This is a genomic window from Rhodoferax sp. GT1R46 (assembly GCF_056521285.1).
Window position 1 is genome coordinate 15,248 of sequence record NZ_JBWMBC010000003.1, and the last position, 23,683, is coordinate 38,930.

Sequence of the window (23,683 nt, forward strand, 5' to 3'; positions counted from 1 at the left end):
CAATTTTATATTTATTAATAAATTAAATGTTGTGATTTTCGAGATATTGGCATGTATATTTAATACAATTTACTTAAAATCCAATTTTATTAATGGTATTTAGATTTATACCGACCGAATTCAATACGTATTTAGCCGCGGATTGTGGAATTTCACCCATTTGAACTTGCGCCTGGAGTGCCTCTGCGAACGACAAGTCACGATCTTTAGCAGCCGCAAGCCCTTCTTTCAGCATCGCGTCATTTGCAGCACTGAGTGCCATGACGTCAGCTCGACCCAGCTGCTCTTGCAGGCGGAAATTGAGCGCCTGATTTTCAGCATTGGCAATCGAAATAATTTCGCGCACTCGCGCTTTTTGTTCCATCAACTCCTGGGCTTCTCGCTCAACTTCTGCACGTTGAAGACTTAGCTCCTTGGCGCTGCGGTAATCGAGCCTTGGTTTTGGAAATTCGCTCTTTCGATGAAGACTGCATTTCACTCCTACGCGAGCATGAAAGTGGTCTTGCATTTGGACGTAACCTTGGTTGTAAATACCGACCAGCTCTCGACCCTTGATGCCCTCTGCCTTGGCTTTCTGGACTTCAGAAAATCCGGCCATAAGGTGCCGCACTGAAGCGCCTGGGTTTGCCCCATTCTGGGCAATGCAGTGCACGTGACCATAATTTTCATCCTGGTGGCAGATAACGGAGACGAGGTTGCGGCCATACTGCCGCTTGCACCATGCGGTAACCATACGAACCCATTTGGCATAGACTGGATTGTCGAGGTCGTGCTTTTCTGGGTAACTGAAAACCGAAGCGATCATCACTACAGTCGAAGATCTCTGCTTACGCGTTACAAGCTTGCCTGTCTTTTTGAACGTCATGGTCTCAGTTTGCACCGCGGCCCTCCGTTGCAAATCCTCATACCAGCCAACCAGCTCCTCCGGCTTCTTGCCCCACAAATGGATGGCTGGCTGTGGCGCGTCAATATGCAGGAAGTATTTTGGGGCTTCCCTAATTGCCTCGCCGATTACATCGCGTGCAGAAGCCTTTTTTCTGCCCACCTTTACGCTCTTGCGAACACCATCCACGGTCAGAACCTTTGCCCGCCGCTGTCCTTTTGTGATTGCGTAACCAGTTTCGTGCACGAATTGAGCGGAACCAATTCCGGTCGCGCCCTTGATTTTCGAATTCGAGGGAGTCTTCGGTAACGTAGATTTCGTTACTGTAGAAATTGAACTATTCGGCTTCGTTTCGCCCCGCCTAGTCAGCGAAGGAATAGATTGATTGATTTTTGACATTTGTTTGCATTCCTATTATTTTTTTTATTTGCAAATTTTTCTACACTAACGAATCACATGTTTACGTCATCTAATAATTTCGCGATCGAATAAATTAAATTTACGCTTAATACATTAGCTATATCAACAGACTTAGCTAATGTTTAATTCTCACTACTAGCCACAAAATATGGCTAGTGGTAATTCTATGAAGAGGAATTTCAAATTGGTGTCGGAGAAGATGATTGATCAACTTCTTTTAACTTGAAATAAACTCAATCAAGAAGCAGGTACAACAACATCAGCCAGCAATTCTTGTAAAAATTTAACCAACTTTTCACGCAAATCGATAGTCTTTTCAAACGACTGATCTGTTTTTAAAGTTGCAGTAATCTCGCCCTTACTGTTAATTTTTACCTCTGCAACTGGGTATCCTGAAACAGATATCTGCATTGGCTGACTAAAAGCTGATTTTTTTGAAGATGCTGGCGTCTTGGCTGTAACGACATCAACAAAATCTCTTGCTGAAATAGGGCCAGATTTCTCAAGGCTTTCCCTGGCGATTTCAAGTAACTTTTCTGGATCCTTTTTTAACAACCCACTGAGCTTGTCCGCACTGTGAATGCTTAGATCCTTCGGGCAGTCAATCGCATTTGTAACCTCCAGAGGCAGCGACGCCAGAGTCATGCATCGCGACACGTCACCGCGATCACGTCCAAGTGCATCAGCCATTCTCGCCTGCGACTCGAACAGTTTGTCCGTATGCAGCATGCGATGAAACAGTCGACCTTGCTCCAACGGTGATAAATCCTTGCGAAGACTGTTCTCAGAAAACATCTCCATAATCAAATCACGATCGCTCAATTGGACGATGATTGCAGTTACAGGTACATGTGCAAGTGCGCACGCTCTATGTCGCCGATGGCCATAAACAATTTCATAAACTTGCCTGGGAAGACCCGTAGCGTTGGAGACTCCAACGGTTCGAATTGGGCGCACTTTTATAGGGACAGTATTGGTATGACCAGTTCGTATTGATGTGCGAAGATCTTCAAAATCACTGTCAGCATAGGAAGCCTCACTACGGTCAGCCCACTTTGAGGGGACGACGTCATTGGCATTGAGTTGCACAACAGTTGATGGAGTGAAATTACCTTTCGGAACTTCATCTATCTCAATGTCCAATAACAAGTCAATTTCAGGCTTTATGAGTGTCAGGTGTGACATCAAATCTTTTGCGACATCAGACGAATATTCATCCTCAGATGAATCTTTGTTGGTGCGCTCATTTCGAACGCGGCTAAAACGCTTTGGCATAAATTTTCCAATATAAATAAAATAAAAGACAGGCGAAAATTGATTCAATTCGGACGTCAATATTGATGTCAGAAAGGAACAAAATTCAACTAAGAACAAGCTACATCTCTGTAACTTGCTTCAATGTGATAGCGCCCGCTTCTATCTGGTTTAAAAAGGTCGGTGGGCCCGAATATTTCGCTGATTCGGTAGCGTCTGCTGTTTTTATTGCTAGTAATTTAATGTGACATATCGATGCCACTTATTTAAGTATAATCGCATGAAATAATAAATGTTGATATTTTAATAGTTAGCGTGCTTTTATTTAATGCATTTAAATTAAATTAAATATATTCGCCACTCTCAGCCAATACAACTACACTTTCCAGCGAATTTTCAGCTTCTTCTGTTCGGTCTGAACAAGCTTGAATTGATCCCATAGTTTTCGCATCTGATGCCCACCACCGTGCTCGGTAAATTGTTACCATTAAAGCCGTCTCCGCATACTCACCGTCAACCATAAATCCAAAGTAACCATCTTTGTAAAGAAATGATTTTTTATTTCCATTTCCATAAATTTGCGTTGCTTCTAATGTTTTCGTTGCAATTGATGTTTTATTTATTGATTCATGAAGTGAAATTTCAAAGTCCGGTGATTTTGAATTTTCGACAAATACAACATATAGGGGTTTCGCTCCTGGTTGACTAAATTTTTCAAGTGGATCGTCCGACCACAACACGTGAGCCGAATACAAAAGATCTGCAATTACAAGATTCTCAACTGCAACTTTAATGCGATCTTCCATCTGAATCCCTGCATTAAATTCCGGTAAACAGGAGAAAACGTTTTGCAAAAAATCATGGTTCCACAGTTTCTCTTCCGGATTTGCTCTTACGTGATTTAAAGTCCAGTCTACAGTCCCTTGTACAGGAATACATGAAGGCCAATCCTCCAAAAAATCAGGGCCTGCATCGTCAAATTGTGAATTCACCACTTTAGGATCAATTCCTGAAAATTTGAAAAAATCCTGATGTTCGTGAAGAGCAAGAAATAGCATTATTGCATCTAGACGCTGCTGATCTTTTGTGATATCTCTCTTCGTTAGAGAAATCTTTTTACAAAAATGCCGGAGACTTCCGACGTTTCCATTTTTAAAATTTTCTTCTTCAGAATGAAATATTTTTTGCGATAAACACGATAAATCAGTGACGTATTTAGGATCAACTCTGCAAGTGTAGTAAAACATTAAATTAGGATTTTCTTTTTCCAGTTTTTCTATGTATCCAAATCTAACTAGCTTTTCAATCGCTACTTCAGCAAGACTCTCTGAAAGCCCAGCCCTTTTGTAAACACTTCTTCTCCAATGTCTGCTGGCACGTGGATTTGCAGCATCCTCGCCATTTACTCCTCCAGCTAAGACCAGGTAAGAAAGAACACCGTGTAATCCAAGATCTGGATTGCATGCTATTTCTACTATCCGCGGGTATGAATATTGGAAGTATCCAGTATTTGAAGCCTCCTTCTTTCCTTTCCTTATTTTTTTTGATTCATCTACCGTTTTCGTATCGACTATTTTTTTCACTAAATTTCTCCTTTTTTGACATTAATGATTAATTGAGCAACTTTGCCTCAACTAAAATATAGTTTGCCAAAAATATTTAATGAATGGTTGCAATTTTTGAAGTTAATGCAACTTTATTTTCAAATAACTTAGATTACCAGAAAAAATTGCGAGGGCGAATTTCTTTATATTCTTTATTAGGATGTGTTTCAATCTAATTGTCTTTCCGTTACTTTTTTTGAATTTCCTCTTAAATTTCTAAATTTCATATGATCACACTCATCATGATAATGATGTATGTTCTTGACGTTTGATTTTTTAATGCATTGATACATTTATACCTTGATATCTTGATGTCCTAGAAATTGCAATTTTTCCAATGAAATTAACATTTTTCCGCATGTTAAAAAAGTACAATAGATTTTTGTGGTTAGCCTGCTAAAATAGCCTTCGGTATTTACCCAGCAATTGGCATTCAGTACGCGCTTCAAGCATCAATCAATGCGGTGCTACGTATGAATCAATTGCAGAAAACTCTGGATTTACCGTCACCCCAACAGAATCCATGATTTTTCAGAAAAAGTGTTATTTATTTTTAAAAGTCAACAAAATAAGACACTTTTGATGAATTTACAACACGGAACGATAATGGTGGAATAAAGTCCGCAAATCGTGTAGCAATTCTGCTGCCGATGTAATTCTTCCAACATGCGCCCTTTCCTAAGCGACGATGAAGTCGCCGAACTTTGCGATCCATTGATCCAACCCCACGCTCAAAAAAAGCACCTAAAGAAACTTGGCATTCCCTTTAAGGAGAAGCCAAATGGTCGTCCTATCGTTGATCGAGATTCGGTCTTCAAACTGGCTGATCAAGCGATCGCCAAGGCGCGTACTACGCCAAACAAAGCAGCTCTCCTTGCAAAGTTGGGGAGGTAAACCATGGGGCGACCTCGAAAAGACCCTGGGCAGGGGCTACCAATGCGTGTCTACCTGAAATCTGGCCAGTTCTACTACGTGCACCACAACAATAAATGGGAGGGTCTGGGGCGCGATCTGGACGTTGCAACTAAGAAGGCGGAAGCTTTCAACGCTGACAGTCCAACGCTGGGCACTATGGGTTACTGGCTGACAAAGTGGCACGTCTATCTTGATCAGAAGGTGGCTACAGGTGGACTGGCCTACCGAACAGTTGAAGACTACAAGGAAGCCACTGTATACCTAACGGAGTATTTCGGCGAAATGTTCCCGGCTGAAATCGAAGCCGTAAACATCCGTGACTACTTGGATATAGGCGTTCAATTGGATCGACCTGTTCGCGCAAACCGCGAGAAGTCAGCACTGAGCTCTTGCATGACTTGGATGATTGAGTACAGCCTTGGCAAACTTAAAACAAATTACTGCTTATCGGTAAAGAAGAACAGCGAGACACCGCGAGACCGCTACATCACCGACGATGAGTATCAAGAGGTTTATCAGCGTGCCAGTGCCCCCGTGAGAGCAATGATGGTGCTGATCTATCGCACTTTACAAAGGCCTTCCGATGTCCTTGCCTGGACTCATAGCAATATCAGCGAAAAGAAGGGGCAAAGGATCTTAAGCTTCAGGCAATCCAAAACCAAAAAGCCTATGTCGATCATATTGAATGACGAAATCGAAAAAGCGCTCAAAGAAGTTCAAGATGGCCGCGAAGTCAGTAGTCCATACCTGATTTGCACACGAGATGGTGAGCCGTACACAGAAATGGGCCTCGCCTCAATGTTTCGCAGGCACGTTCAAGACTCGTCTGTTCGCGACTACGCGCTGTACGATCACAAAGCAAAGGGCGCAACTGACATGCATGAAGATGGGGTTCCATTGGAGATCATCTGCGAACTTTGTGGTCATAGCAGCGTCAAAGTCACAGAAATCTACATCAAAACCCACACGCGCAAGCCGGTTGAAGCGAACGGAAGGGTCATGGAGCCTTCTAATACTCAAAGCGCTCCAGAGGGACCAAAGAAGAAGAGCCGCAAGAAAGTATTAGAAAAAGAGGTGTGAAAAGTGGGCTATAATTCGAGGCTTACACAATGAATATTCCTCGATAGCTCAGTTGGTAGAGCGCCGGACTGTTAATCCGTAGGTCCCTGGTTCGAGCCCAGGTCGAGGAGCCATGACAAGCCTTATGGGCACTAGAAAGCCTGCTACTTAATTGCTAGCAGGCTTTTCTTTTTGTGGCCTGAAAGTGTAATTCCTGTGTAATTGCGTCAGGAAACCCATATCAGTTCAAACCGTCAAGGGCTACCAAAAAGTTCAGGGAGTCAGCCGACGGGTCATGCGACAGTGAATCAGCACAGTTTTGGAGCCTGGGCCAATGTTTGGTGAACTTGCATTTCTCATAGAGCCATCTTCGCACTGGAATGCTTTTTCTTATGTTCCTGCACGACGGCGGCCAACCTGTCCAGCAAAGACTTGAATCCACTGAAGTCAATTTTCGCTGCATTCGGGAGAACAATTTTTTCTACAAAAACTGTTTTTCCATAGTGCTTTCCTTTGTCCTTTGTGTTGTTTGATTTGTCGAACAATTTGCCATCAAGCTCGATACTCAGTGTCTCTGGCTTGTACAAGTCTTCAATGCAACCCTCTGGCTTTCCAGGTGGCGGCGGTATGCAAACCACATACAGGTTTGTGCATACGTGATAAAAGGTCTGACTGCCATTGGCACCGCCTCCAATCGCGCCACCTATCGTTTTCCAGCCGTTGTCCTTGTCCACCACCACGATGAGTGGTTGGCCCATCTGAAGCACATCGAATTTCTTGGTTTCAGCTTTGTATGCGTGCAGAAAAGCCGCCAAATCAGAGGTGCCACCACACAGTCCCAGCAGCGCGTTTGTCCTGCGAGCCAGACTGGGGAAAATGCGAAACAAAAGGGTCGGGGGCGAGCCAGTCACATCCACCAAATCGGGATATCCATTCCCAAGTTGTATCGCGGCAACTCGAAGGTGAGTCTTGTCCGTTTTCCCCTCTGTCAGGATCATTGGCTGACTGGCGGAAAAGAAATTGCGGTAAAGCAAAAACTTTCGGTACTGTTTTTCCTGTGAAGTTAAGCCTTCCAGGCGGTGAGATTTTGTCTTTGTGTGCGCCTGTGCTTCTGGAGATAGGTGCCGCGCATTGGCGGTGGATCGCAAGTCAATCCAATCAATAAAGCCAAGCATGCCCTGCAGTTGACGTAAAGGGTCAACTTGCTTTGTGCGTTTGTTAGCAATGCGGTGTACACGGGCCGGTTGCATTTCAAACTTACCAGTAGTCACGAGTCTGTCAAGCATCGCGCGAACTGTTTTGCGATATTCCCGCGTGACATTGACTCGTTTGTTGACCACGAGTCCCGTAACTTCTTGGCGACTTTTGAAGTATTGAAGCCGAGTTTTTTTGGGGTTTTCGACAAACCCAGCTTTCACTACCGCTTCGCGAATTCTGTCGCCCAAGACCCAATCGTGCGTGGTATCAGTTGCAAGTTTTGCAAGCTGTTCAGGAAAATCAGTTTTGTTGGTTGAAAACGTAATGTCGTCGGCAAAGCGCGTGTAACTGCAACCATACCTCTTGGCCAAGTCAACGAGCTTCAAGTCGAGTGGTCGACCAACTATGTTTGAAATGATCGGTGATGTAGGTGCGCCTTGTGGCAGTGCATTCTTGTAGCAAGAAATTTGCGCAATCAGTGTTGCAACTGTTGGATGCAATAAAAAATTTCGATCCTTTATCAGAATACCGCGAACACGACCAAAATTAATGGTGCCGAAGAAATCGTGAAGATCAAGATTCAAAACCCATCGCTTGTTTCGATGGTTCTTGGCATTTGTGGCGATTGATCTTCCTTTAACGAAGCCATGCACGAACGGAGTTTTTCGCTCTCCGGTGGCCTCCACTTCAGAAAGGCAATTTGCCAGCAAATCTGCCAAATTTTTTTGCAGTCTTTTTAGTCTTTCCGTTGGTGCCGAAATCGTTCGTTTTCCACCGGATTGCTTAGAAATTTCAAACTCAGTGAATTTTTGCGTGTCTGTGAGTTTGAAAAGAATGTAGGTAATGGCTTGCGGCTTGAAATTGACTAGTTGCGCGAGGTCATCAAGGCAGGTCGCTTTACGAAGGCGGTCAAGCTGCGACATTGTCAGAGTCAGTCACAAGTGAAAGTGGCCCCCAGAAACTCTTATGCAAAGCAAGAGGAAGCACTGAGGGTACAGCGCAAGGCAGATAGAGCGCAATGGCTCTACCCGTTTCGGCCATGCCGCCGAAACAGCGGCAAAAATCTATCTGGGGGCCGGTGTTCATTCTAGTTTATCTATTCTGCTAGGTAAAAGAGGGGGTCCAACTTCATTGGATTGGCATTCAAACGGCGTGCTCAAAAAGACGTTTTCCCCCTATATCGCTCCGATAGCTTATCCATCGCCGTTTGAATGTGCGCCCCGTTCTGGTGGCTGTAGCGTTCGACCATGCTCAGGTTCTTGTGGCCGCTGATCCGCTTCACGGTGGGTAGGTCAACACCGGCCTGCACTAAGTGCGTGATCGCGGTATGGCGCAACGTGTGGCGCACCACCTGTTTGACATCCAGCCCCGCCGCCAGCACGCAACGGCGAAATGGTTTGTCCAGATTGACCGTGCGCCCGTCCTTGGCTGCCGGTGATGGAAATAGCCATTGTTCGCCAGGTCGCAAGGTGGCGACGTAGGCAGCAAGGTATTCACCAAGGTCGGCGGTAATGGGCTGCTCACGCGCCCCGGCCTTGGCCTTGGGGATGTAGATGACAAGCTGTTGCAGGTTGATGTGCTCACGCCGAATGCTCAAAATTTCCGTCTTGCGCATCGAGGTGTCCAGGCCGATCTTGATGAACGGGTGAATCTGGCGGTTCTGGTCGCCTTCGGCCATTTTCAGCAGCCGCTCGATTTGCTCTACCGTCAAATAGGTGATTCGCCCCGAGTGCTCTTTCAAGCGCTTGATGGTGGCGGGTCGGTGATCCACCCAGCCCCACTCCACCGCCTTGCTGAACAGGTGCGACAGCGCCGCCAATTCGCGGTTGATCGTGGCCGGTTTTGTTTCGCCGCCGACGGATGGTTTACCGCCTGGCCCATTGGGGCGGACAACCAATTCGCTGCCGCGCTGTTTCTTGTACCGTTCCACGTCAAAGGTGGTGATCTTGGCAAGCTGGGTATCACCGAAAAACGGTGTCAGGTGCATGTTCAGGCGGTAGCCCTTCATGGGCAGGTCTTTGCCGTCTTCCTGCACCAGCTTGGCGAGGTATTGGCTGGCTGCCTCGGTGAACGTCAGCGCCAGCTTTCGGCCCTTGGGCAGGTTCAGACGACCCGCCTTCGCGTCTTGGCGCGCCTTGTCGATAAATTCCTCAGCCTGCGTGCGCGTGGTGCCGTCGGATTCGCGGCCAATGACGCGGTGAATGCGCTGGCCGTCGACCATGACATTGACGCTGAACACGCCGTCGCTGTTTGCTTGGCGTTCAAATGTGATGCCGTGCTCGTTGAGCTTGTCGCCAGCAGCCAGCTTGCGCATGGCCGGGCGGGTGAGTTTGGTGAAGGTTTTGGACATGATTTGACCGATCAGAACGGGATGTCATCTGACATGTCGTCAATGTCCGACTTGGTGGCGGTCGAGGGGGCGGGTCTGTTTTCCGGCCATGTGGGCAAAATATCCCGCGCCGCTTCGCCGCGTGCAACATTGCAAAAGTCATCCCAACATGCACGAAGTCGGTCAAAGCACAACGAGTCCTCTTCGACTCGCCATGTCCATTTGCTGCCAATCTTGGCGTATTGACCTTTCCAGAGATAACCGTTTTCACGAATTAGCTTCCAGCGCTTCTGCTCATCGTGTGTAAGTAGATCTGGATATGTCAACGCGAGTTTGGCGAACCGGTCGGCATCATCAACGTCCCAAAGTTTGGCGGCCACGTCGGCAACTGATGTGCCTGGATCGTTCCCATAGCCGCCCTCTTGGAGATACACCCGACTTAGGCTGTCTTCGATAGCCCACTCGATAAAGCTGGATACGGTGCGCCGTTGCTTTAAGGCAGCAAGTTCCGCCAAATAACGCAACTTCGGGTCAAGCCGCACGGTGACGGTCTCGGATCGAGCGAGCTTGCCTCCACCTACTTTGCGTTTGCTTTCCGGATTTTCGGTTGCCATGTGATGTCCTTTCGTTCAAAGGTTCTATTACCTTCTGAAAAATTCTATCACCACAAAGGTTCTTTGACAATCTATGTATTGCTTTATTATTATCGTGCTGTCTTAGAACACATAAAGGAATCTACATGACCCGCCCAGAAATCAAATCCATCGAAGTAGTCACTTACCCGGATGGCCGCATGGATACATGCAATACCTCGAAGTACACCGGCCTTTCTGACAAGACTTTGGCCATGATGCGCTGCAACGGCAATGGGCCAAGGTTCATCAAACGCGGTCGCGTCTTTTACTTTCAGTCCGATGTTGATGCCTGGATGAATGCCAATGGCCGCATGACCAGCACCGCCCAGGCCAAACACGCCGCCTCCTAATTGGCCCCCACGGACCAAAAGGGGCACACCATGAACGACCTGATCGAACAATTCAGGCAGGCCATTGCAGCGGCGGGACTGACACCACCGACTGAAATCATTGACGACGGCGTAATCCACCGTTTCAGCACCAATGGCAAACCCACCCACAAAAACGGCTGGTACATGCTGCACAGCGATGGCATCGCCGCAGGGGCATTTGGCGACTGGCGCGCGAGCTTTACGCAAAACTGGTGCAGCAAGGCGGACACATCCATGACCGAAGCGGAGCGGATCGCGCACCTTGAGCGCGTCAAGGCTATGCAGCGCCAGCGTGAAGACGACCTGGCACAGCGCCAGCAATTGGCAGCAGCCGACGCACTCAAGCGCTGGACAGCAGCCACACCCTGCACCCAGCACGACTACCTGACCCGCAAAGGCATCCAGCCCCACGGCGCGAAGATTGAAGGCGACAAGCTGTTGATCCCGATGCGCGACACAGCAGGCACCGTGCACAGCTTACAAACCATCGCGCTGGACGGCACCAAGATGTTTATGTCGGGCGGCAGGGTCAAAGGCTGTTACTACGGTATCGGCAAACCCAAGGGCGCGCTGATCGTGTGTGAGGGCTACGCCACCGGCGCAAGCATCCACGAATGCACCGGCCACGCCGTCGCGGTCGCCTTCAATGCCGGAAATCTTGAGGCGGTCGCCGTGGCACTGCGCACCAAGTACCCGGCTCTAAAAATCATCATCGCCGCTGACGACGACCACCAGACCCCCGGAAACCCCGGCATGACCAAAGCCACGGCAGCGGCTCAAACCACGGGTGCCACTGTGGCCGTGCCCGTGTTCACGGCGGCGGAGGCATGAACAACATGACCGATTTCAACGACTTGCACCTATTGGCGGGGCCAGACGCGGTAAAAGAGTGCATTGATACCGCTATCAATTCAGTAGCTGCTAACGCAAATTCCACGGGGGCTACAGGCATAAATGATGTATGGCCTGACCCAACACCACTGCCCAATGCCCTACCGCCAGTGCAGCCCTTTGATGCAGAGTTGTTGCCCGTGGCTTTGCGGGCCTGGGTGATGGATATTGCCCACTTGATGCAGTGCCCCCCAGACTTTCCAGCCGTGGGCGCAATTGCGGCGCTGTCGAGCCTGATCGGCGCACGCCACGTCATCCAGCCCAAAGCACGGGTTGACTGGCAGGTGGTGCCGAATCTATGGGCGCTGATCGTGGGCAGGCCCGGTGTGATGAAGTCCCCCGCGCTGGGTGAAGTGATGCGGCCATTGAACCGCCTGGAGGCTAATGAGCGGGAGTTGTGGCAGGCCGCCCATGACTCATGGGAACTTGATTGCAAGGTGTCCTCCATGCAGGACGATGCCAACGAGAAGAAAGCCAAAGGCCATGCAGCCAAGGGCGACACGGCAGCAGCACGGCAGTTGCTTGAACCCGGTGATACCCCGCCAGAACCCATTGCGCGCAGTTACATCGAAAACGATGCAACTGTCGAAAAACTGGGTGAAGTTTTGCAAGAAAACCCGTGGGGCTTATTGGCGTACCGCGATGAACTCTACAGCTTGTTGACCTCGTTGGACAAGCCCGGCCAAGAAGGCTCCAGAGGCTTTTACCTGCAAGGCTATGACGGCAATCAGGGCTACAAGTTTTCTCGAATCATTCGTGGCACCACTTACATTCCGCGCGTCTGTCTGGCCATGCTGGGCGGCACCCAGCCGGGCAAGATTCAGCAGTATGTGCGTGATGCAGTCGCTGGTGGCAGTGGCGATGACGGCTTGTTGCAGCGCTTTGGCTTGACAGTGTGGCCTGACATTGCAGGCGAGTTCAAATACGTTGACCAGTGGCCTGACACACCAGCAAAGCAGACTGCCTGGGCGGTATTTGAACGACTGGCACAGTTGCAGCCTGCCACCGATACCGAGGCCGTCATCTGGCGCTTCAGCCCCGAGGCGCAAGCCTTGTTCATTGAATGGATCGTGCCGTTCGAGAACGAGATTCGCGGGGAGGAACTGCACCCGGCAATGGTTTCGCACCTGGCCAAGTACCGCAAGCTGATACCGGCGCTGGCGCTGATCTTTGCCTTGATTGACACCCCCGACAACGGCGGCATCGTCCACGAAACAGAGTTGGTTCGGGCGCTGGCCATGGGCGACTACCTGCGCAGCCACGCCAACCGCTTGTATGCAGCGGCGGTGATCCCAGAAACCACCAACGCGGCAACGCTGTTGGTCAAGATCAAGAGTGGCAAGCTGGCTGACCGTGATGGCGTGATTCCAGACAGCTTCACACCTCGGCAGGTGGCGCTGAAACACTGGGCCGGGCTGGCAACGCCAGATGCAGTGCGCAAGGCCGCCGACGTGCTGGTGGACTTCGACTACCTGCGCCGGGACGTGGTTCAGAGCGCCGACCCATTGGGCAGGGGCCGACCCAGTGACCGCTATCTGATCAACCCGGCAGTATTCAAAGGCGGTGCAGCATGAGTTGGCTGGCACGGCTGAAAACCGGCAAAACGCCCGAGAAGGACGCTGCAAAAACTACAGAAACCCTTTTTGTAGTTTCTGTAGCCCCCACTTTGGCACCTTTGCAAAAAAACGAGGGGGCAACGGTAGCGGCCAATGACCCGGCACCAGCGCCCACGCCCATGACTGCAACGGTTGATATAGGCACCGTCCGCCCGCCGGGCCTGTCGCCCCTGCTGCTGGCCGCATCGCTGGCGCTGGATGCATCCATCGTCGCGGCGGGCGCATTACCCGGTAGCGATCCTGATGCCCACTGCTGGCCACATTCCACTGCCATGAATGGCGCGGAGATTGATCTGTTCACGGAGCGCCTGCACCGGTTCACCAACAAGGGGCTGACGGTCACCGAAGGCGAAGCGCTAGCCGACAAGCTGGTGGTGCGAGACCGCGAAGCAGACGACCGGCGTTTTTGCCTGGAGTGCAGGCACTTGTCTGGCTACGGGCAGTCTAGCTGGCGCTGTGGCAATTGGCAGATTGCTGGTATCGCCATTCGTTCGCGTGACGCGCAGTTGCCTGCTGATCTGGTTTTGCAACTCCAACGCTGCGACGGTTTCGCGCCGCACCACACATCATCACCCCAAGGAAAAGACGATGACCACGCCCACCGCTGATTTATCCACCCTGACTGCGGGCGACACCCCTGCCCCCCTTATGGCCGACCCAAAAGCCCAGCCCTACGAAGTGGTGCGCTTCAACGCCCTCAAACACGGCATCCTGAGCCGCTACACCGTGCTCAGCCACGAAAGCCATGCCGACTATGAAAGCCTGGTTAACTCGTTGATGGACGAACACTTGCCAGCGGGCGCAACTGAACAGCACCTGATTGAAGAGCTGGCCAGCGTCATCTGGCGCAAGCGCCGGGTATTGCAAGCGGAGGGAGCCACCATCAACAAGGGTTTGAAGGAATCCGCCCGCAGCGCCAAGACCGTCATTCCAGCGGCAGCACCGTTTGAAATGGGGTTGTCGGGCGACAACAGGGACATCCGAGACCTGATGGATTTGAAACCGGCGGATGTGGCCGAAAGTCATCAAAGCGCCAAACATGACATTGATGCCACCAGCAAGGCCAGCGCCATCCTGCGCAAAGGCGGCGACCGCGCCTATGACAAGGCCCTGCGCGCCCTGTTGCCCGACACCCGCGAGTGGTGGCAAAACTATCTGGACGACGAGGAATACACAGCCGATGCCACGGGTCTAGCAGCGTTCATCACTGAGCACGTCACGCCCTTTGTCTACCAACAAGAAAAGGAATCCCGCCACCACGACGCTATCGTGAACCAAACAATTGGTGAGGGGCTGCAAGCCTACCGACTGGAGAAGCTTTCGCGCTACGAAACCCACCTGGATCGCAAGTTTGAGCGCACTTTGGCGATGCTGATCAAGCTGAGAGACCTCAGAAGCAGCCGCGCAGCGTAAAAACATGCCTACTTTGCAGCAATACGCAAAACGTCCAGAACCCAGCATCCATGCGGGTTACAGCCCGATTCATGGGTTTTCAGGTAACTACATCTGTTCAACTTGCCAAATGATTTCGGCAAAAACCGGAGAATAAAAATGGGCGGACGCGGAAGTGGACGGCAATGCAGCCACAGCGGCAAAGCGGAGACCAGCGATTCCATGCCGCTGGACATTCGCAAGATCACCCGCAAAGGCCTGTTGGTGCCGGGCAATGGCTTTACCTGGCAGTGGACGGTGAACGACCATCAAGTGGCGGGCATCAGCATCCGGGTGGACTTTGACCACGGCATGGCGCTGTCCTACCGCATAAAGAGTACCGGCGAAGTAGTCGAGCAACGGGTGCAGACGCAAACCTCACCTTGCCACCTGGGCGGGCAGCGCTACTGGTTTACCTGCCCCCGGTGCAGCAAACGTGTGGCGGTGTTGTACGCGCCGGGCCGGTACTTCGCCTGCCGCAAATGTGGCGGGCTGGGCTACGCCACGCAGAAAGAAGGTGCAGGCGACCGGGCATCCACCAAGGCTGACAAGCTGCGCAAACGCATGGGCTGGGAGGCAGGCATCTTGAATGGCGGCGGCGGCAAGCCTAAAGGCATGCACTGGACGACCTACCAGCGGCTCAGGGGCCACCACGATGCGTTGGTGCAGGTCAGCTTGCATGACATTGGCCGCAAGCTGGGTTTCCTGCACAAGTTGTTGGAGGGGTGAATCTGTTTCGCAAAAGTGGCTGAAGCATCGCCTGAGACGCATCAAGGTGTAGCCTTTTGTCCTTTTGGAATCGCGCCAATTCTCGCAAGTTCCCCTGATAGACTGCCATGAGAAAACCACAACATTCAGGCAGTCATGAGCGCATTAACCGAAATCCTAGACACCTTCCGCGCAGCTTCACAGTCCGAGCGCGAAAAAGGCGCCTATTTTGAAAATCTGGTCAAGGTATATCTCCAGAATGAGCCGGTCTATAAAGACCTGTTCAATGGCAAAGTTTTCCTCTGGGAGGAATGGCGCAGATATTGGATGAGTCTGGGTCACAAAGACCCGCAGGCGGATGCCGGTATCGACCTGGTTGCCGTTGAAGACACCAAAGACCATCCGCGCATCTTTGCGATTCAAGCCAAGTTCTATGCCGAAGACTCCAAGATTCGCAAGAGCGACGGCATTGATTCATTCCTGAGCGCGATGGGTAAGCAGCCATTCACCAATGGGCTGCTCTTCCTGACCACCTACGAAGCCAGTCACCATGTGAATGCCGCCATCCAGCAGCGCGACAAGCCGGTCAACATCATTGACATGTTCGCTCTGGAAGCGAGCGTGGTCGACTGGGGCGCTACTTTCAAAAAGCAGGCCGTCCAGCTCAAGGAAACCAAAGACCTACGGGACTACCAAAAGACCGCCATTGCCAACGTGATCGAGGGATTGGGCCATGCCGACCGGGGCAAACTGATCATGGCGTGCGGAACGGGCAAGACCTTCACGTCGTTGCGGCTGGCTGAACAAATGGCCGGGGCTGGTGGGCGTGTCCTGTTTCTGGTGCCGTCGTTGTCATTGTTGTCACAGACCCTGACCGAATGGACGCAGGAGACGGCTACACCGATTCACAGCTTCGCCGTTTGCTCTGATAGCGAAGTCGGCAAGGGCCGCGACAAAGATGACGACTTTGCGATGCTCGTGCATGAATTGCAGTTCCCGGCCACCACCAATCCCAAGTCATTGGCCCATGAGGTGACAAAGCGCCACGACAAAGAACACATGAGCGTGGTTTTTTCCACGTACCACTCCATTGATGTGATCTCGCAGGCGCAGAAGCTGCACAAGCTGGCAGACTTCGATTTGATTATTTGTGACGAAGCGCATCGCACCACGGGTGCCAGCTTTGACGGTGACGACGAATCCGCCTTTGTCAAAGTCCACAACCAAGACGTGATCAAGGGCAACAAGCGGGTTTACATGACCGCTACCCCGCGTGTATACGGCGTGCAGGCGAAGGCCAAAGCCGAAAACGACAGCATCGTTCTTTACGATATGAACGATCCGGCTTACTTTGGGGAAACGCTGCACACCTTGTCGTTTTCCGAGGCGGTGCATGGGCTGGGCATCTTGTGTGATTACAAGGTCATTGTGCTGACCATCAGTGAAGACCACATTAGCAAGTACCTTCAAAAGCAGTTGGCGGATGCAAATAACAGCTTGCGGGTGGATGATGCGGCCAAGATTGTGGGTTGCTGGCGCGCGCTGGCAAAGCAGGACACACAGGCAGACCTGAGCCACGATCCCGAGCCCATGCGCCGGGCCGTGGCGTTCTGTCAGGTCATTGAAGTGAACAATGGCGCGAAGACGCACAAGGTCAGCAGTAAGAACATTGCCAATATGTTTCAGGCCGTGGTGGACGAATACCGCGCTGAATTGCTCAAGGAAAATCCCGACAACCAAGATGCCATCAGCCAACTGGTATGTGAAGCGGCCCACGTTGATGGCGGCATGAATGCCGCGCAGAAAGAAGCAAAGCTGGAATGGCTCAAAGCTGAAATCCCCCCCAATACCTGCCGGGTGCTCTCCAACGTGCGCTGCCTGTCTGAAGGTGTGGACGTACCGGCGCTGGACGCGGTGTTGTTCCTGACCCCGCGTAATTCACAGGTGGACGTGGTGCAGTCCGTCGGGCGTGTCATGCGCAAGCCGCGCAACAGTACCAAAAAGCTGGGCTATGTCATTCTGCCGGTGGTCATTCCGGCGGGCGTGCTGCCAGAGAACGCGCTGAACGACAACAAAACGTACAAAGTGGTTTGGGAGGTGCTGCAAGCGCTGCGATCCCACGATGACCGCTTTGACGCGATGATTAACAAGCTGGACTTGACCGGGCAGGACCGGTCCAAGATGGAAGTCATTGCCATCACGGACACCATCAACATCAAGCGCAAGGCCCCCGCTGGTGATAAACCGGAGGTTGCCAAGATCAATAAGGCCGCCAAGTCGGCCAAAGCAGCCAAGGGTGGGACAAGCATCGGGGAAGCTGCAACACCAGCGCCAACCCAGCAAGATATTGATTACCACGTCGGGGAGATCGAGCGCGCCATCATGGCAAAGGTGGTCAAGAAATGCGGCAACCGTTTGTACTGGGACGAATGGGCTGGCGACATTGCCCGTATTGCCCAAACCCATATCAGCCGGATTACCGCAATTCTGGGCAAGCCCGAAAACAAGGCCGAAATTACTTCGTTCAATAGCTTTCTGAAAGAGTTGCAAGACGATTTGAATGACAGCATCACCCGCGACGAAGCGATTGAAATGCTGGCACAGCACATCATCACCAAGCCGGTGTTTGATGCCTTGTTTGAGGGCTACAGCTTCACCCAGCACAACCCAGTTTCCAAGGCCATGCAAGGCGTTTTGGAGGTGCTGAATGAACACAACCTGGACAAGGAAGCTGAAACGCTGGAAAAGTTCTATGCCAGTGTGAAGATGCGCGCCGCTGGTATCGGCGACCTGAAAGCCAAACAGAAAATCATTGTCGAGCTCTACGACAAGTTTTTCCGAAACGCATTCCCCAAGATGACGGAACGTCTGGGCATTGTCTATACCCCGGTCGAAGTGGTGGACTTCATCATTCACAGCATCAATGACATTCTGAAAAGCGAGTTCGGGCAGAGCCTGGGCAGCAAGAATGTTCACATAATTGACCCGTTCACCGGGACAGGCACCTTTGTTACCCGCTTGCTCCAAAGCGGACTTATCAGCCGGGAAGAGCTGGCCTACAAGTTTCAGAACGAAATCCATGCCAATGAAATCGTCTTGCTGGCCTATTACATTGCGGCCATCAATATCGAGCAGGTCTATCACGCCATCATGGGCGGCGAGTATGTGCCGTTCAACGGCATTTGCTTGACCGACACCTTTGCCCTGTATGAGCCGGGTTCACACGCGATTGACACCGACACGGTTGCGGCAAACAAGAGCCGCCGCCGCAAGCAAAAGAAGCTATCCATTCGGGTGATCTTTGGCAACCCACCGTACTCCGCTGGACAGAAAAGCGAGAACGACGATAACCAGAATGTCGAGTACAAGACTCTGGACGCAAGCATCCGCAACAGCTATGCCAAGCATTCCGCAGCGACCCTGCAAAAGAACCTGTACGACTCCTACATTCGCGCCATTCGATGGGCCAGCGACCGTATCGGTGATAGTGGCGTTGTGGGCTATGTGAGCAATGCCAGTTTTGTCGACAGCAAGTCTATGGACGGCCTGCGTAAATGCCTGGCGGAAGAGTTCAGCAGCATTTATGTTTTCCACTTGCGTGGTAACGCCCGCACGTCAGGCGAGCAGCGCCGCCAAGAAAAAGATAACGTTTTTGGCATGGGGACACGCACACCCATTGCAATCAGCATTCTGGTGAAGAACCCCAATGCTGCCGAAAACGGGAAGATTTATTTCCATGACATTGGCGACTATCTGACGCGGGAAGAAAAGCTGGAAAAGATTACCGCCTTTGGCAGCATTGAAGGCATTGGCCGGGCCAATGGGTGGTTGCCGATTACACCGGACCAGCACGGGGACTGGGTGGGGCAGCGGGATGACAGTTTTGGGGAGTTCATTAACCTCGGCGGCAAAGTCACGGCCGGAAAGAATGCGATTTTCTCCAACTATTCTTTAGGTGTTAGTACAGCTAGGGATGCGTGGGTGTATGGCTTTTCCAAATTGGCGGTCAAGCAAAATATGAGCCGCATGACTCAGTTTTACAACGAGCAAGTTAATGACTTTGCTAAGTATCAGGCGAACTTGCCGCCTGTTGATACTGCAGGAAGGCTTAAACGTGTTGAAGAATTCATTGATAGATCGCCCACAAAAATTAGTTGGTCGAGTGGGCTAATTGGGAATGTCGGACGGCAGAAGCACGCTACTTTCGATGAGTCGAAAATTGTCGTTGGGATGTATCGCCCTTTCACTAAACAGTACCTATATCTTGATGGACAAATGATTGAGCGCCCCGGCCAAAATAGACAACTTTATTCAAGCGACAAGGCGAATCTAGCTATCTATTTAAGCGGGACAGGCTCAGGCAAGGGGTTTTCGGCGTTGATGACCAGTTCGCCTGCCAATCTTCACTTTCTAGATTCCGGTCTATGTTTCCCAATTAACTGGTTTGATGACGAAGACAGTACAGAAGACGCAGAAAATCAAAGTGAACTGTTTGGGGGTGCAAGCTCCTTGCGGACACAAGATAAGCACTCCCGCAACGGACCAAAGTATGCGGCTAGGGATGCAATATTGGATGAAGGGTTGCAGCACTTCCAAAATGCCTATCAAGGCCAGCAAATCGACAAGGAAGACCTGTTCTATTACATCTATGGCCTGCTGCACTCCGAGGACTATAAAAAGCGCTATGCCGACAACCTGAGCAAGGAATTGCCCCGCATTCCCGCAGTAAAGGAGTTTGTTGATTTTCAGGCGTTCAGCGCAGCCGGGCGCAAGCTGGCGGACTTGCATATTGGTTATGAGAGCGTCACGCCTTACCCAGTGGAGATTGAAGGCGGTGCATTGCTGCTTTCCAGCTTCACCGATGCTGACTATCGGGTAACGCAAATGAAGTTCCCCAGCAAGACCGACAAAACCCGCGTGGTCTATAACCACAAAATCACCATGATCGGCATTCCGCTGGAAGCGTATGACTATGTGGTCAACGGCAAACCCGCTTTGGAATGGGTGATGGAGCGGCAGGCCGTAACCACCCATAAAGACAGCGGCATCGTCAACGATGCCAATTTGTGGGCCACTGAGACTGTCGGGGATGCGGCCTACCCGCTCAAACTGTTTCAGCGAGTCATCACTGTGAGCCTGGAAACAATGAAGATTGTGCGGGCGCTGCCACGGCTGGATATTGTTGCCGGCGGCAAGTCGTAGCCTCATGACGCGCAAAGCCCTTGTATGCCTGTTGCTGGCGCTGGCCTGCGCCGCCCATGCTGAGACGGTCACGGGCAGGGTTGTCAGCGTGGCCGATGGCGACACGATCACGGTGCTGGATGCCGACAAGGTGCAGCACAAGATTCGTCTGGCCGGTATTGATGCGCCAGAGAAAAAACAGGCGTTTGGCAACCGTTCCAAAGAGTCGCTGTCGGACATGGTGTTCGACAAGACCGTGAATGTCGAGATTGAGAAGCGCGACCGATACGGGCGGCAAATTGGCAAGGTGTTGGTCAATGGGCAGGATGTCAATCTGGTGCAGGTCGAACGCGGTATGGCCTGGTTCTATCGGCAGTATCAGCGTGAGCAGTCACCCAACGACCGCAGGCTGTACGAGGCGGCGGAAGACGCGGCCAAAGCTGGCAAGCGGGGTTTGTGGCGCGATACTGAACCTGTACCGCCTTGGGACTTCAGGCATAACAAGTCGAAATCCTAAAGTTCACCTACCTAAGTAAGCCAGCGGTCACGCTGGCTTACAGGCCGTTTCGGCCTGTAGTCCCCGTATTCTGTGCGTGAGAAGCTACTAAACTTGTAGCAAAACCAACAACCAATGAGCGCTGGGCTGAGGGAGCCCCTTGGGGGCGGACGGGCAGACCAGCGCAGGGCCAAAGCCGCGCAGCGGCGAGGCCACAGGGTGGGCGGGGCGCACACAAGATAACTGGCCGCAGGCCACTGACCAAGCACACAGCGCGCAGCGCCTGACCAATGCCACGGTGCCACGACAACCACAAGGGCGCGCAGACGGCGGCGCGTAGGGCGTGCCAACGACCGGGAAGCGCCGACGGCTGTGCGACCGCCTCCAGCGAAGGCCACTTTGCATAACGCCTGTTGCCTTCACCCGACAGGGCGCGAAGCGGTGACCGGCACCAAGCGGAGCTTTAGCGCAGCGACTGGCGGGCACTGAGGGCAATGCGGCGTTATGTAAAAGCGAAGCGGGTGGCCGTAGCGGGCGTGCGCCACAACTGCCACGAACAGCACGGCATCCAGGCCGAGCCGCAGGCGAAGGCTGATCCAGCACGATGCGCCAGCGAGCCGAAGCCATATCTGCGTACCAGCGCACTGACCAACACCTGCGAAGCACTGGCGATGTACCTCCCCGGCACCTGTGCGGGGCGCACCAGCGCCGCGCGCACTGACTGAGACTACAGCGCTGGCAAACCGAAAGCGGTGATGCTGGGTGGACTGGCCCACAGCGCGCAGCGCAGTTCAATCAAAAAACAGGCCGCCCAACATGACCGCGCTGTTGGTCGAAGCTACGCGACAGCCTCGTGCTGCCTGGCCATTGCGGTACTCCGCATTGGCCACTGACCAAAGCTACAGACTCACGAAAATGGAAAGCGGTGATGTTGGGTGCGCTGCCACCAGCGCAAAGCACCATTCAGCAGGCAGCGTGCCCGGCATGACCGCGCTGGTGGAGGCAGCAGACACATATCGAGCGCCGAAGGTTCGTCACTGCCTACCGCCGTCGCGGTAGCTGATCAAACCCTTGCGGAGCACTTTCTATATGCCAAATAGGCCGCTAGCCCTCGTAGAACGTGCGCAAGCAGCTATCAATTAAATAGCGGATTGAAAGTCTATGTCATCAGATATGGAGGGTTGTCCCGTTCCCTGTCCGCCGCTTCACCCCCGCATCGCCCAGCAAGCGAGCTAAATCCCGGTGTAATTCCTGTGTAATCAGGCAGAGAAAATTACACAAAACGCGGGAACCGCATGGAATGTCCAAAAATCAACCAAATGGAAAAACTCTAGGAAAATCAGTAACTTAGGAAGTTTTGAGAATCGGATAGAATTCGGCATACGCCTCGATCTGAAGACTGTTAATCCGTAGGTCCCTGGTTCGAGCCCAGGTCGAGGAGCCAAAACTCCAAAAGGAAAGCACTTAGGTCAAAAGCCTAGGTGCTTTTTTCTTTCCCGTCCCCATATGCATTGGGACGGAAATCGCGGAAACCGCCACACCCCACAATACCACCTCTTCATGAAAACATTCTTCCGCCTATTTTTCAAAGCACTGCGCGTCGTTCTCGGCCCGGTGATGCTGCTTTGGGAAGTGATCAGTCGACCCGCCGCACTCAAGCGCACGACGGCCCAGCAAGTTGCGGTCGATCAGCAGTGCGAAGGCCTTGTTCTGTATCAATTCAAAACCTGTCCGTTTTGTCTCAAAGTCAGGCAGGAGATGCATCGCCTGTCGCTGCCGATTGCGCGCAAGGATGCCCAACATGACGAAACCAACCGCGCGGCATTGTTGCAAGGTTCCGGTCTGACCAAGGTGCCTTGCCTCAAAATCACCGACCAAAGTGGTAAGGTGCAATGGATGACAGATTCAGGCGCAATCAACAGCTACCTGCGTGGGCGTTTCGCTAACATTTGATTCCACGTTATTTAAGGAAAACATCCCCATGAGCAAGCCAGTTACGAAGTCAGCAATTGTGGAAGACGGACTCCGGTACAAATCCAAAGTCTCCGGCTCTCCATTCCTCGCAACGCCGTTTTCGGCAAGCACAACCATGTCCTGCTTCCTGTGTGGCAAGCACCGTCCACGCACGGAGTTGATGACCCGCAAGCTGATCGGAAAATCCCAAACCGTCTGTTCGCCCAAGTGCGGATAAACGCCCCGCAATGGACGGACTAGCTCAGACCAGAGCCGTTTTCCTCCGCACCCTGTTTCCGAACGGCATCTCTCAAGTCTTCAGATTGCGCTTGCGCTCCTCGAACTCAGTCTTGTCAATTTCGCCGCGCGCATAGCGTTCACGCAGAATTTCAATTGCGCGGTCTTCCTCGGATCGCCGCAAGCCGCGCGGGCCACGCGCAGATGTCCACCGAATAAGGGTGACGATGCCAACTACCAAGAGCACCCACCATAGGACATGAACGAATCTGAACATGCCCCAACCGTCTTCCCACATCATTCCTGGCCCAAGGCCGTAAGGCTGCGCGACCGCATGCGCCGTCAAAAAGAGGCCAGCCACGCTAATCATCAATAGGCGTTTCAGTTTCATATTCAAATCCTCTTGATTGTCCAAGAACTGAAAAATACACGACCGTTGAGAACGAGCGTTGACCAATGTCAAGCGACCCCAGAACAGTGCATCCTGGCGACTGTGGTCAAAT

General features: G+C 51.9%; 20 protein-coding genes and 1 tRNA gene. 14 read left to right on the forward strand and 7 right to left on the reverse strand.

Annotated features, from left to right (window positions below; genetic code table 11):
• Positions 1 to 73: 73 nt before the first annotated feature.
• The 3 genes from AC097W_RS08610 to AC097W_RS08620 all read right to left on the reverse strand — a co-directional run bounded on the left by AC097W_RS08610 (position 74) and on the right by AC097W_RS08620 (position 4,140).
• The gene (locus AC097W_RS08610) at positions 74 to 1,282 is read right to left on the reverse strand and encodes a plasmid recombination protein (protein WP_479602096.1); all 1,209 of its coding nucleotides are present in this window, start codon (positions 1,280 to 1,282) and stop codon (positions 74 to 76) included.
• Between the two features lie 258 nt (positions 1,283 to 1,540).
• Positions 1,541 to 2,677: a ParB/RepB/Spo0J family partition protein gene (locus AC097W_RS08615; RefSeq protein WP_479602097.1), complete on the reverse strand. Its 1,137-nt coding sequence runs from the start codon at positions 2,675 to 2,677 to the stop codon at positions 1,541 to 1,543.
• 224 nt (positions 2,678 to 2,901) lie between these two features.
• Positions 2,902 to 4,140 (reverse strand): hypothetical protein, encoded by a 1,239-nt coding sequence (locus tag AC097W_RS08620; RefSeq protein WP_479602098.1) that lies wholly within the window; start codon positions 4,138 to 4,140, stop codon positions 2,902 to 2,904.
• A 687-nt stretch (positions 4,141 to 4,827) separates the two neighbouring features.
• On the opposite strand from AC097W_RS08620, the gene AC097W_RS08625 reads away from it, so the two are divergent.
• The 3 genes from AC097W_RS08625 to AC097W_RS08635 all read left to right on the forward strand — a co-directional run bounded on the left by AC097W_RS08625 (position 4,828) and on the right by AC097W_RS08635 (position 6,269).
• Positions 4,828 to 5,055 carry a DUF4224 domain-containing protein gene (locus AC097W_RS08625; protein ID WP_479602099.1) on the forward strand — a complete coding sequence of 76 codons (228 nt, stop codon included), beginning with the start codon at positions 4,828 to 4,830 and terminating at the stop codon, positions 5,053 to 5,055.
• Between the two features lie 42 nt (positions 5,056 to 5,097).
• Positions 5,098 to 6,156 (forward strand): tyrosine-type recombinase/integrase, encoded by a 1,059-nt coding sequence (locus tag AC097W_RS08630; protein WP_479602100.1) that lies wholly within the window; start codon positions 5,098 to 5,100, stop codon positions 6,154 to 6,156.
• A gap of 37 nt (positions 6,157 to 6,193) precedes the next feature.
• Positions 6,194 to 6,269, forward strand: a tRNA-Asn gene (locus AC097W_RS08635).
• A gap of 222 nt (positions 6,270 to 6,491) precedes the next feature.
• On the opposite strand, the gene AC097W_RS08640 is transcribed toward AC097W_RS08635, so the two are convergent.
• From AC097W_RS08640 to AC097W_RS08650, 3 genes are all read right to left on the reverse strand, one after another.
• Positions 6,492 to 8,255, reverse strand: coding sequence for a retron Ec67 family RNA-directed DNA polymerase/endonuclease (locus tag AC097W_RS08640; RefSeq protein ID WP_479602101.1), 1,764 nt, complete (start codon positions 8,253 to 8,255; stop codon positions 6,492 to 6,494).
• Between the two features lie 233 nt (positions 8,256 to 8,488).
• Positions 8,489 to 9,682, reverse strand: a complete 1,194-nt coding sequence (locus AC097W_RS08645; RefSeq protein ID WP_479602102.1) for a tyrosine-type recombinase/integrase — start codon at positions 9,680 to 9,682, stop codon at positions 8,489 to 8,491.
• A gap of 11 nt (positions 9,683 to 9,693) precedes the next feature.
• Positions 9,694 to 10,275: a hypothetical protein gene (locus AC097W_RS08650; protein WP_479602103.1), complete on the reverse strand. Its 582-nt coding sequence runs from the start codon at positions 10,273 to 10,275 to the stop codon at positions 9,694 to 9,696.
• A gap of 125 nt (positions 10,276 to 10,400) precedes the next feature.
• Here AC097W_RS08650 and AC097W_RS08655 point away from each other — a divergent pair, with 125 nt between their 5' ends.
• The 11 genes from AC097W_RS08655 (at position 10,401) to AC097W_RS08705 (ending at position 23,181) form a co-directional block, all read left to right on the forward strand.
• Positions 10,401 to 10,646 carry a helix-turn-helix transcriptional regulator gene (locus AC097W_RS08655; RefSeq protein ID WP_479602104.1) on the forward strand — a complete coding sequence of 82 codons (246 nt, stop codon included), beginning with the start codon at positions 10,401 to 10,403 and terminating at the stop codon, positions 10,644 to 10,646.
• Between the two features lie 30 nt (positions 10,647 to 10,676).
• Positions 10,677 to 11,498: a toprim domain-containing protein gene (locus tag AC097W_RS08660; RefSeq protein WP_479602105.1), complete on the forward strand. Its 822-nt coding sequence runs from the start codon at positions 10,677 to 10,679 to the stop codon at positions 11,496 to 11,498.
• On the forward strand, positions 11,495 to 13,132 hold the full coding sequence (locus AC097W_RS08665; protein ID WP_479602106.1) for a YfjI family protein: 1,638 nt from the start codon (positions 11,495 to 11,497) through the stop codon (positions 13,130 to 13,132). The genes AC097W_RS08660 and AC097W_RS08665 overlap by 4 nt, the downstream gene beginning before the upstream one ends.
• A complete protein-coding gene (locus tag AC097W_RS08670) occupies positions 13,129 to 13,782 on the forward strand; it encodes a hypothetical protein (RefSeq protein ID WP_479602107.1) in 654 nt (217 codons plus the stop codon). The genes AC097W_RS08665 and AC097W_RS08670 overlap by 4 nt, the downstream gene beginning before the upstream one ends.
• Positions 13,763 to 14,587 (forward strand): hypothetical protein, encoded by an 825-nt coding sequence (locus AC097W_RS08675; RefSeq protein WP_479602108.1) that lies wholly within the window; start codon positions 13,763 to 13,765, stop codon positions 14,585 to 14,587. Before AC097W_RS08670 ends, AC097W_RS08675 begins: the two co-directional genes overlap by 20 nt.
• Before the next feature lie 138 nt (positions 14,588 to 14,725).
• Positions 14,726 to 15,334, forward strand: coding sequence for a hypothetical protein (locus AC097W_RS08680; RefSeq protein WP_479602109.1), 609 nt, complete (start codon positions 14,726 to 14,728; stop codon positions 15,332 to 15,334).
• A gap of 135 nt (positions 15,335 to 15,469) precedes the next feature.
• The gene (locus AC097W_RS08685) at positions 15,470 to 20,515 is read left to right on the forward strand and encodes a DEAD/DEAH box helicase (protein WP_479602110.1); all 5,046 of its coding nucleotides are present in this window, start codon (positions 15,470 to 15,472) and stop codon (positions 20,513 to 20,515) included.
• 4 nt (positions 20,516 to 20,519) lie between these two features.
• Positions 20,520 to 21,011 (forward strand): thermonuclease family protein, encoded by a 492-nt coding sequence (locus AC097W_RS08690; protein ID WP_479602111.1) that lies wholly within the window; start codon positions 20,520 to 20,522, stop codon positions 21,009 to 21,011.
• Positions 21,012 to 21,484: 473 nt separating this feature from the next.
• Positions 21,485 to 21,715, forward strand: coding sequence for a hypothetical protein (locus AC097W_RS08695; protein WP_479602112.1), 231 nt, complete (start codon positions 21,485 to 21,487; stop codon positions 21,713 to 21,715).
• Between the two features lie 835 nt (positions 21,716 to 22,550).
• Positions 22,551 to 22,943, forward strand: a complete 393-nt coding sequence (locus AC097W_RS08700) for a glutaredoxin family protein (RefSeq protein ID WP_479602113.1) — start codon at positions 22,551 to 22,553, stop codon at positions 22,941 to 22,943.
• A gap of 28 nt (positions 22,944 to 22,971) precedes the next feature.
• Positions 22,972 to 23,181 carry a hypothetical protein gene (locus AC097W_RS08705; RefSeq protein WP_479602114.1) on the forward strand — a complete coding sequence of 70 codons (210 nt, stop codon included), beginning with the start codon at positions 22,972 to 22,974 and terminating at the stop codon, positions 23,179 to 23,181.
• Positions 23,182 to 23,253: 72 nt separating this feature from the next.
• Here AC097W_RS08705 and AC097W_RS08710 read toward each other — a convergent pair whose 3' ends face one another.
• On the reverse strand, positions 23,254 to 23,571 hold the full coding sequence (locus tag AC097W_RS08710) for an SHOCT domain-containing protein (protein ID WP_479602115.1): 318 nt from the start codon (positions 23,569 to 23,571) through the stop codon (positions 23,254 to 23,256).
• Positions 23,572 to 23,683: the final 112 nt, after the last annotated feature.

Bases quoted from the DNA above. Each gene is read 5' to 3' on its own strand.
- AC097W_RS08625 (WP_479602099.1), top strand. From the start codon at position 4,828: ATGCGCCCTTTCCTAAGCGACGATGAAGTCGCCGAACTTTGCGATCCA.
- AC097W_RS08670 (WP_479602107.1), top strand. From the start codon at position 13,129: ATGAGTTGGCTGGCACGGCTGAAAACCGGCAAAACGCCCGAGAAGGAC.
- AC097W_RS08665 (WP_479602106.1), top strand. From the start codon at position 11,495: ATGAACAACATGACCGATTTCAACGACTTGCACCTATTGGCGGGGCCA.
- AC097W_RS08650 (WP_479602103.1), bottom strand. From the start codon at position 10,275: ATGGCAACCGAAAATCCGGAAAGCAAACGCAAAGTAGGTGGAGGCAAG.
- AC097W_RS08675 (WP_479602108.1), top strand. From the start codon at position 13,763: ATGACCACGCCCACCGCTGATTTATCCACCCTGACTGCGGGCGACACC.
- AC097W_RS08705 (WP_479602114.1), top strand. From the start codon at position 22,972: ATGAGCAAGCCAGTTACGAAGTCAGCAATTGTGGAAGACGGACTCCGG.
- AC097W_RS08630 (WP_479602100.1), top strand. From the start codon at position 5,098: ATGCGTGTCTACCTGAAATCTGGCCAGTTCTACTACGTGCACCACAAC.
- AC097W_RS08655 (WP_479602104.1), top strand. From the start codon at position 10,401: ATGACCCGCCCAGAAATCAAATCCATCGAAGTAGTCACTTACCCGGAT.
- AC097W_RS08645 (WP_479602102.1), bottom strand. From the start codon at position 9,682: ATGTCCAAAACCTTCACCAAACTCACCCGCCCGGCCATGCGCAAGCTG.
- AC097W_RS08685 (WP_479602110.1), top strand. From the start codon at position 15,470: ATGAGCGCATTAACCGAAATCCTAGACACCTTCCGCGCAGCTTCACAG.
- AC097W_RS08640 (WP_479602101.1), bottom strand. From the start codon at position 8,255: ATGTCGCAGCTTGACCGCCTTCGTAAAGCGACCTGCCTTGATGACCTC.
- AC097W_RS08695 (WP_479602112.1), top strand. From the start codon at position 21,485: ATGCGGCGTTATGTAAAAGCGAAGCGGGTGGCCGTAGCGGGCGTGCGC.
- AC097W_RS08610 (WP_479602096.1), bottom strand. From the start codon at position 1,282: ATGTCAAAAATCAATCAATCTATTCCTTCGCTGACTAGGCGGGGCGAA.
- AC097W_RS08680 (WP_479602109.1), top strand. From the start codon at position 14,726: ATGGGCGGACGCGGAAGTGGACGGCAATGCAGCCACAGCGGCAAAGCG.
- AC097W_RS08690 (WP_479602111.1), top strand. From the start codon at position 20,520: ATGACGCGCAAAGCCCTTGTATGCCTGTTGCTGGCGCTGGCCTGCGCC.
- AC097W_RS08660 (WP_479602105.1), top strand. From the start codon at position 10,677: ATGAACGACCTGATCGAACAATTCAGGCAGGCCATTGCAGCGGCGGGA.
- AC097W_RS08710 (WP_479602115.1), bottom strand. From the start codon at position 23,571: ATGAAACTGAAACGCCTATTGATGATTAGCGTGGCTGGCCTCTTTTTG.
- AC097W_RS08700 (WP_479602113.1), top strand. From the start codon at position 22,551: ATGAAAACATTCTTCCGCCTATTTTTCAAAGCACTGCGCGTCGTTCTC.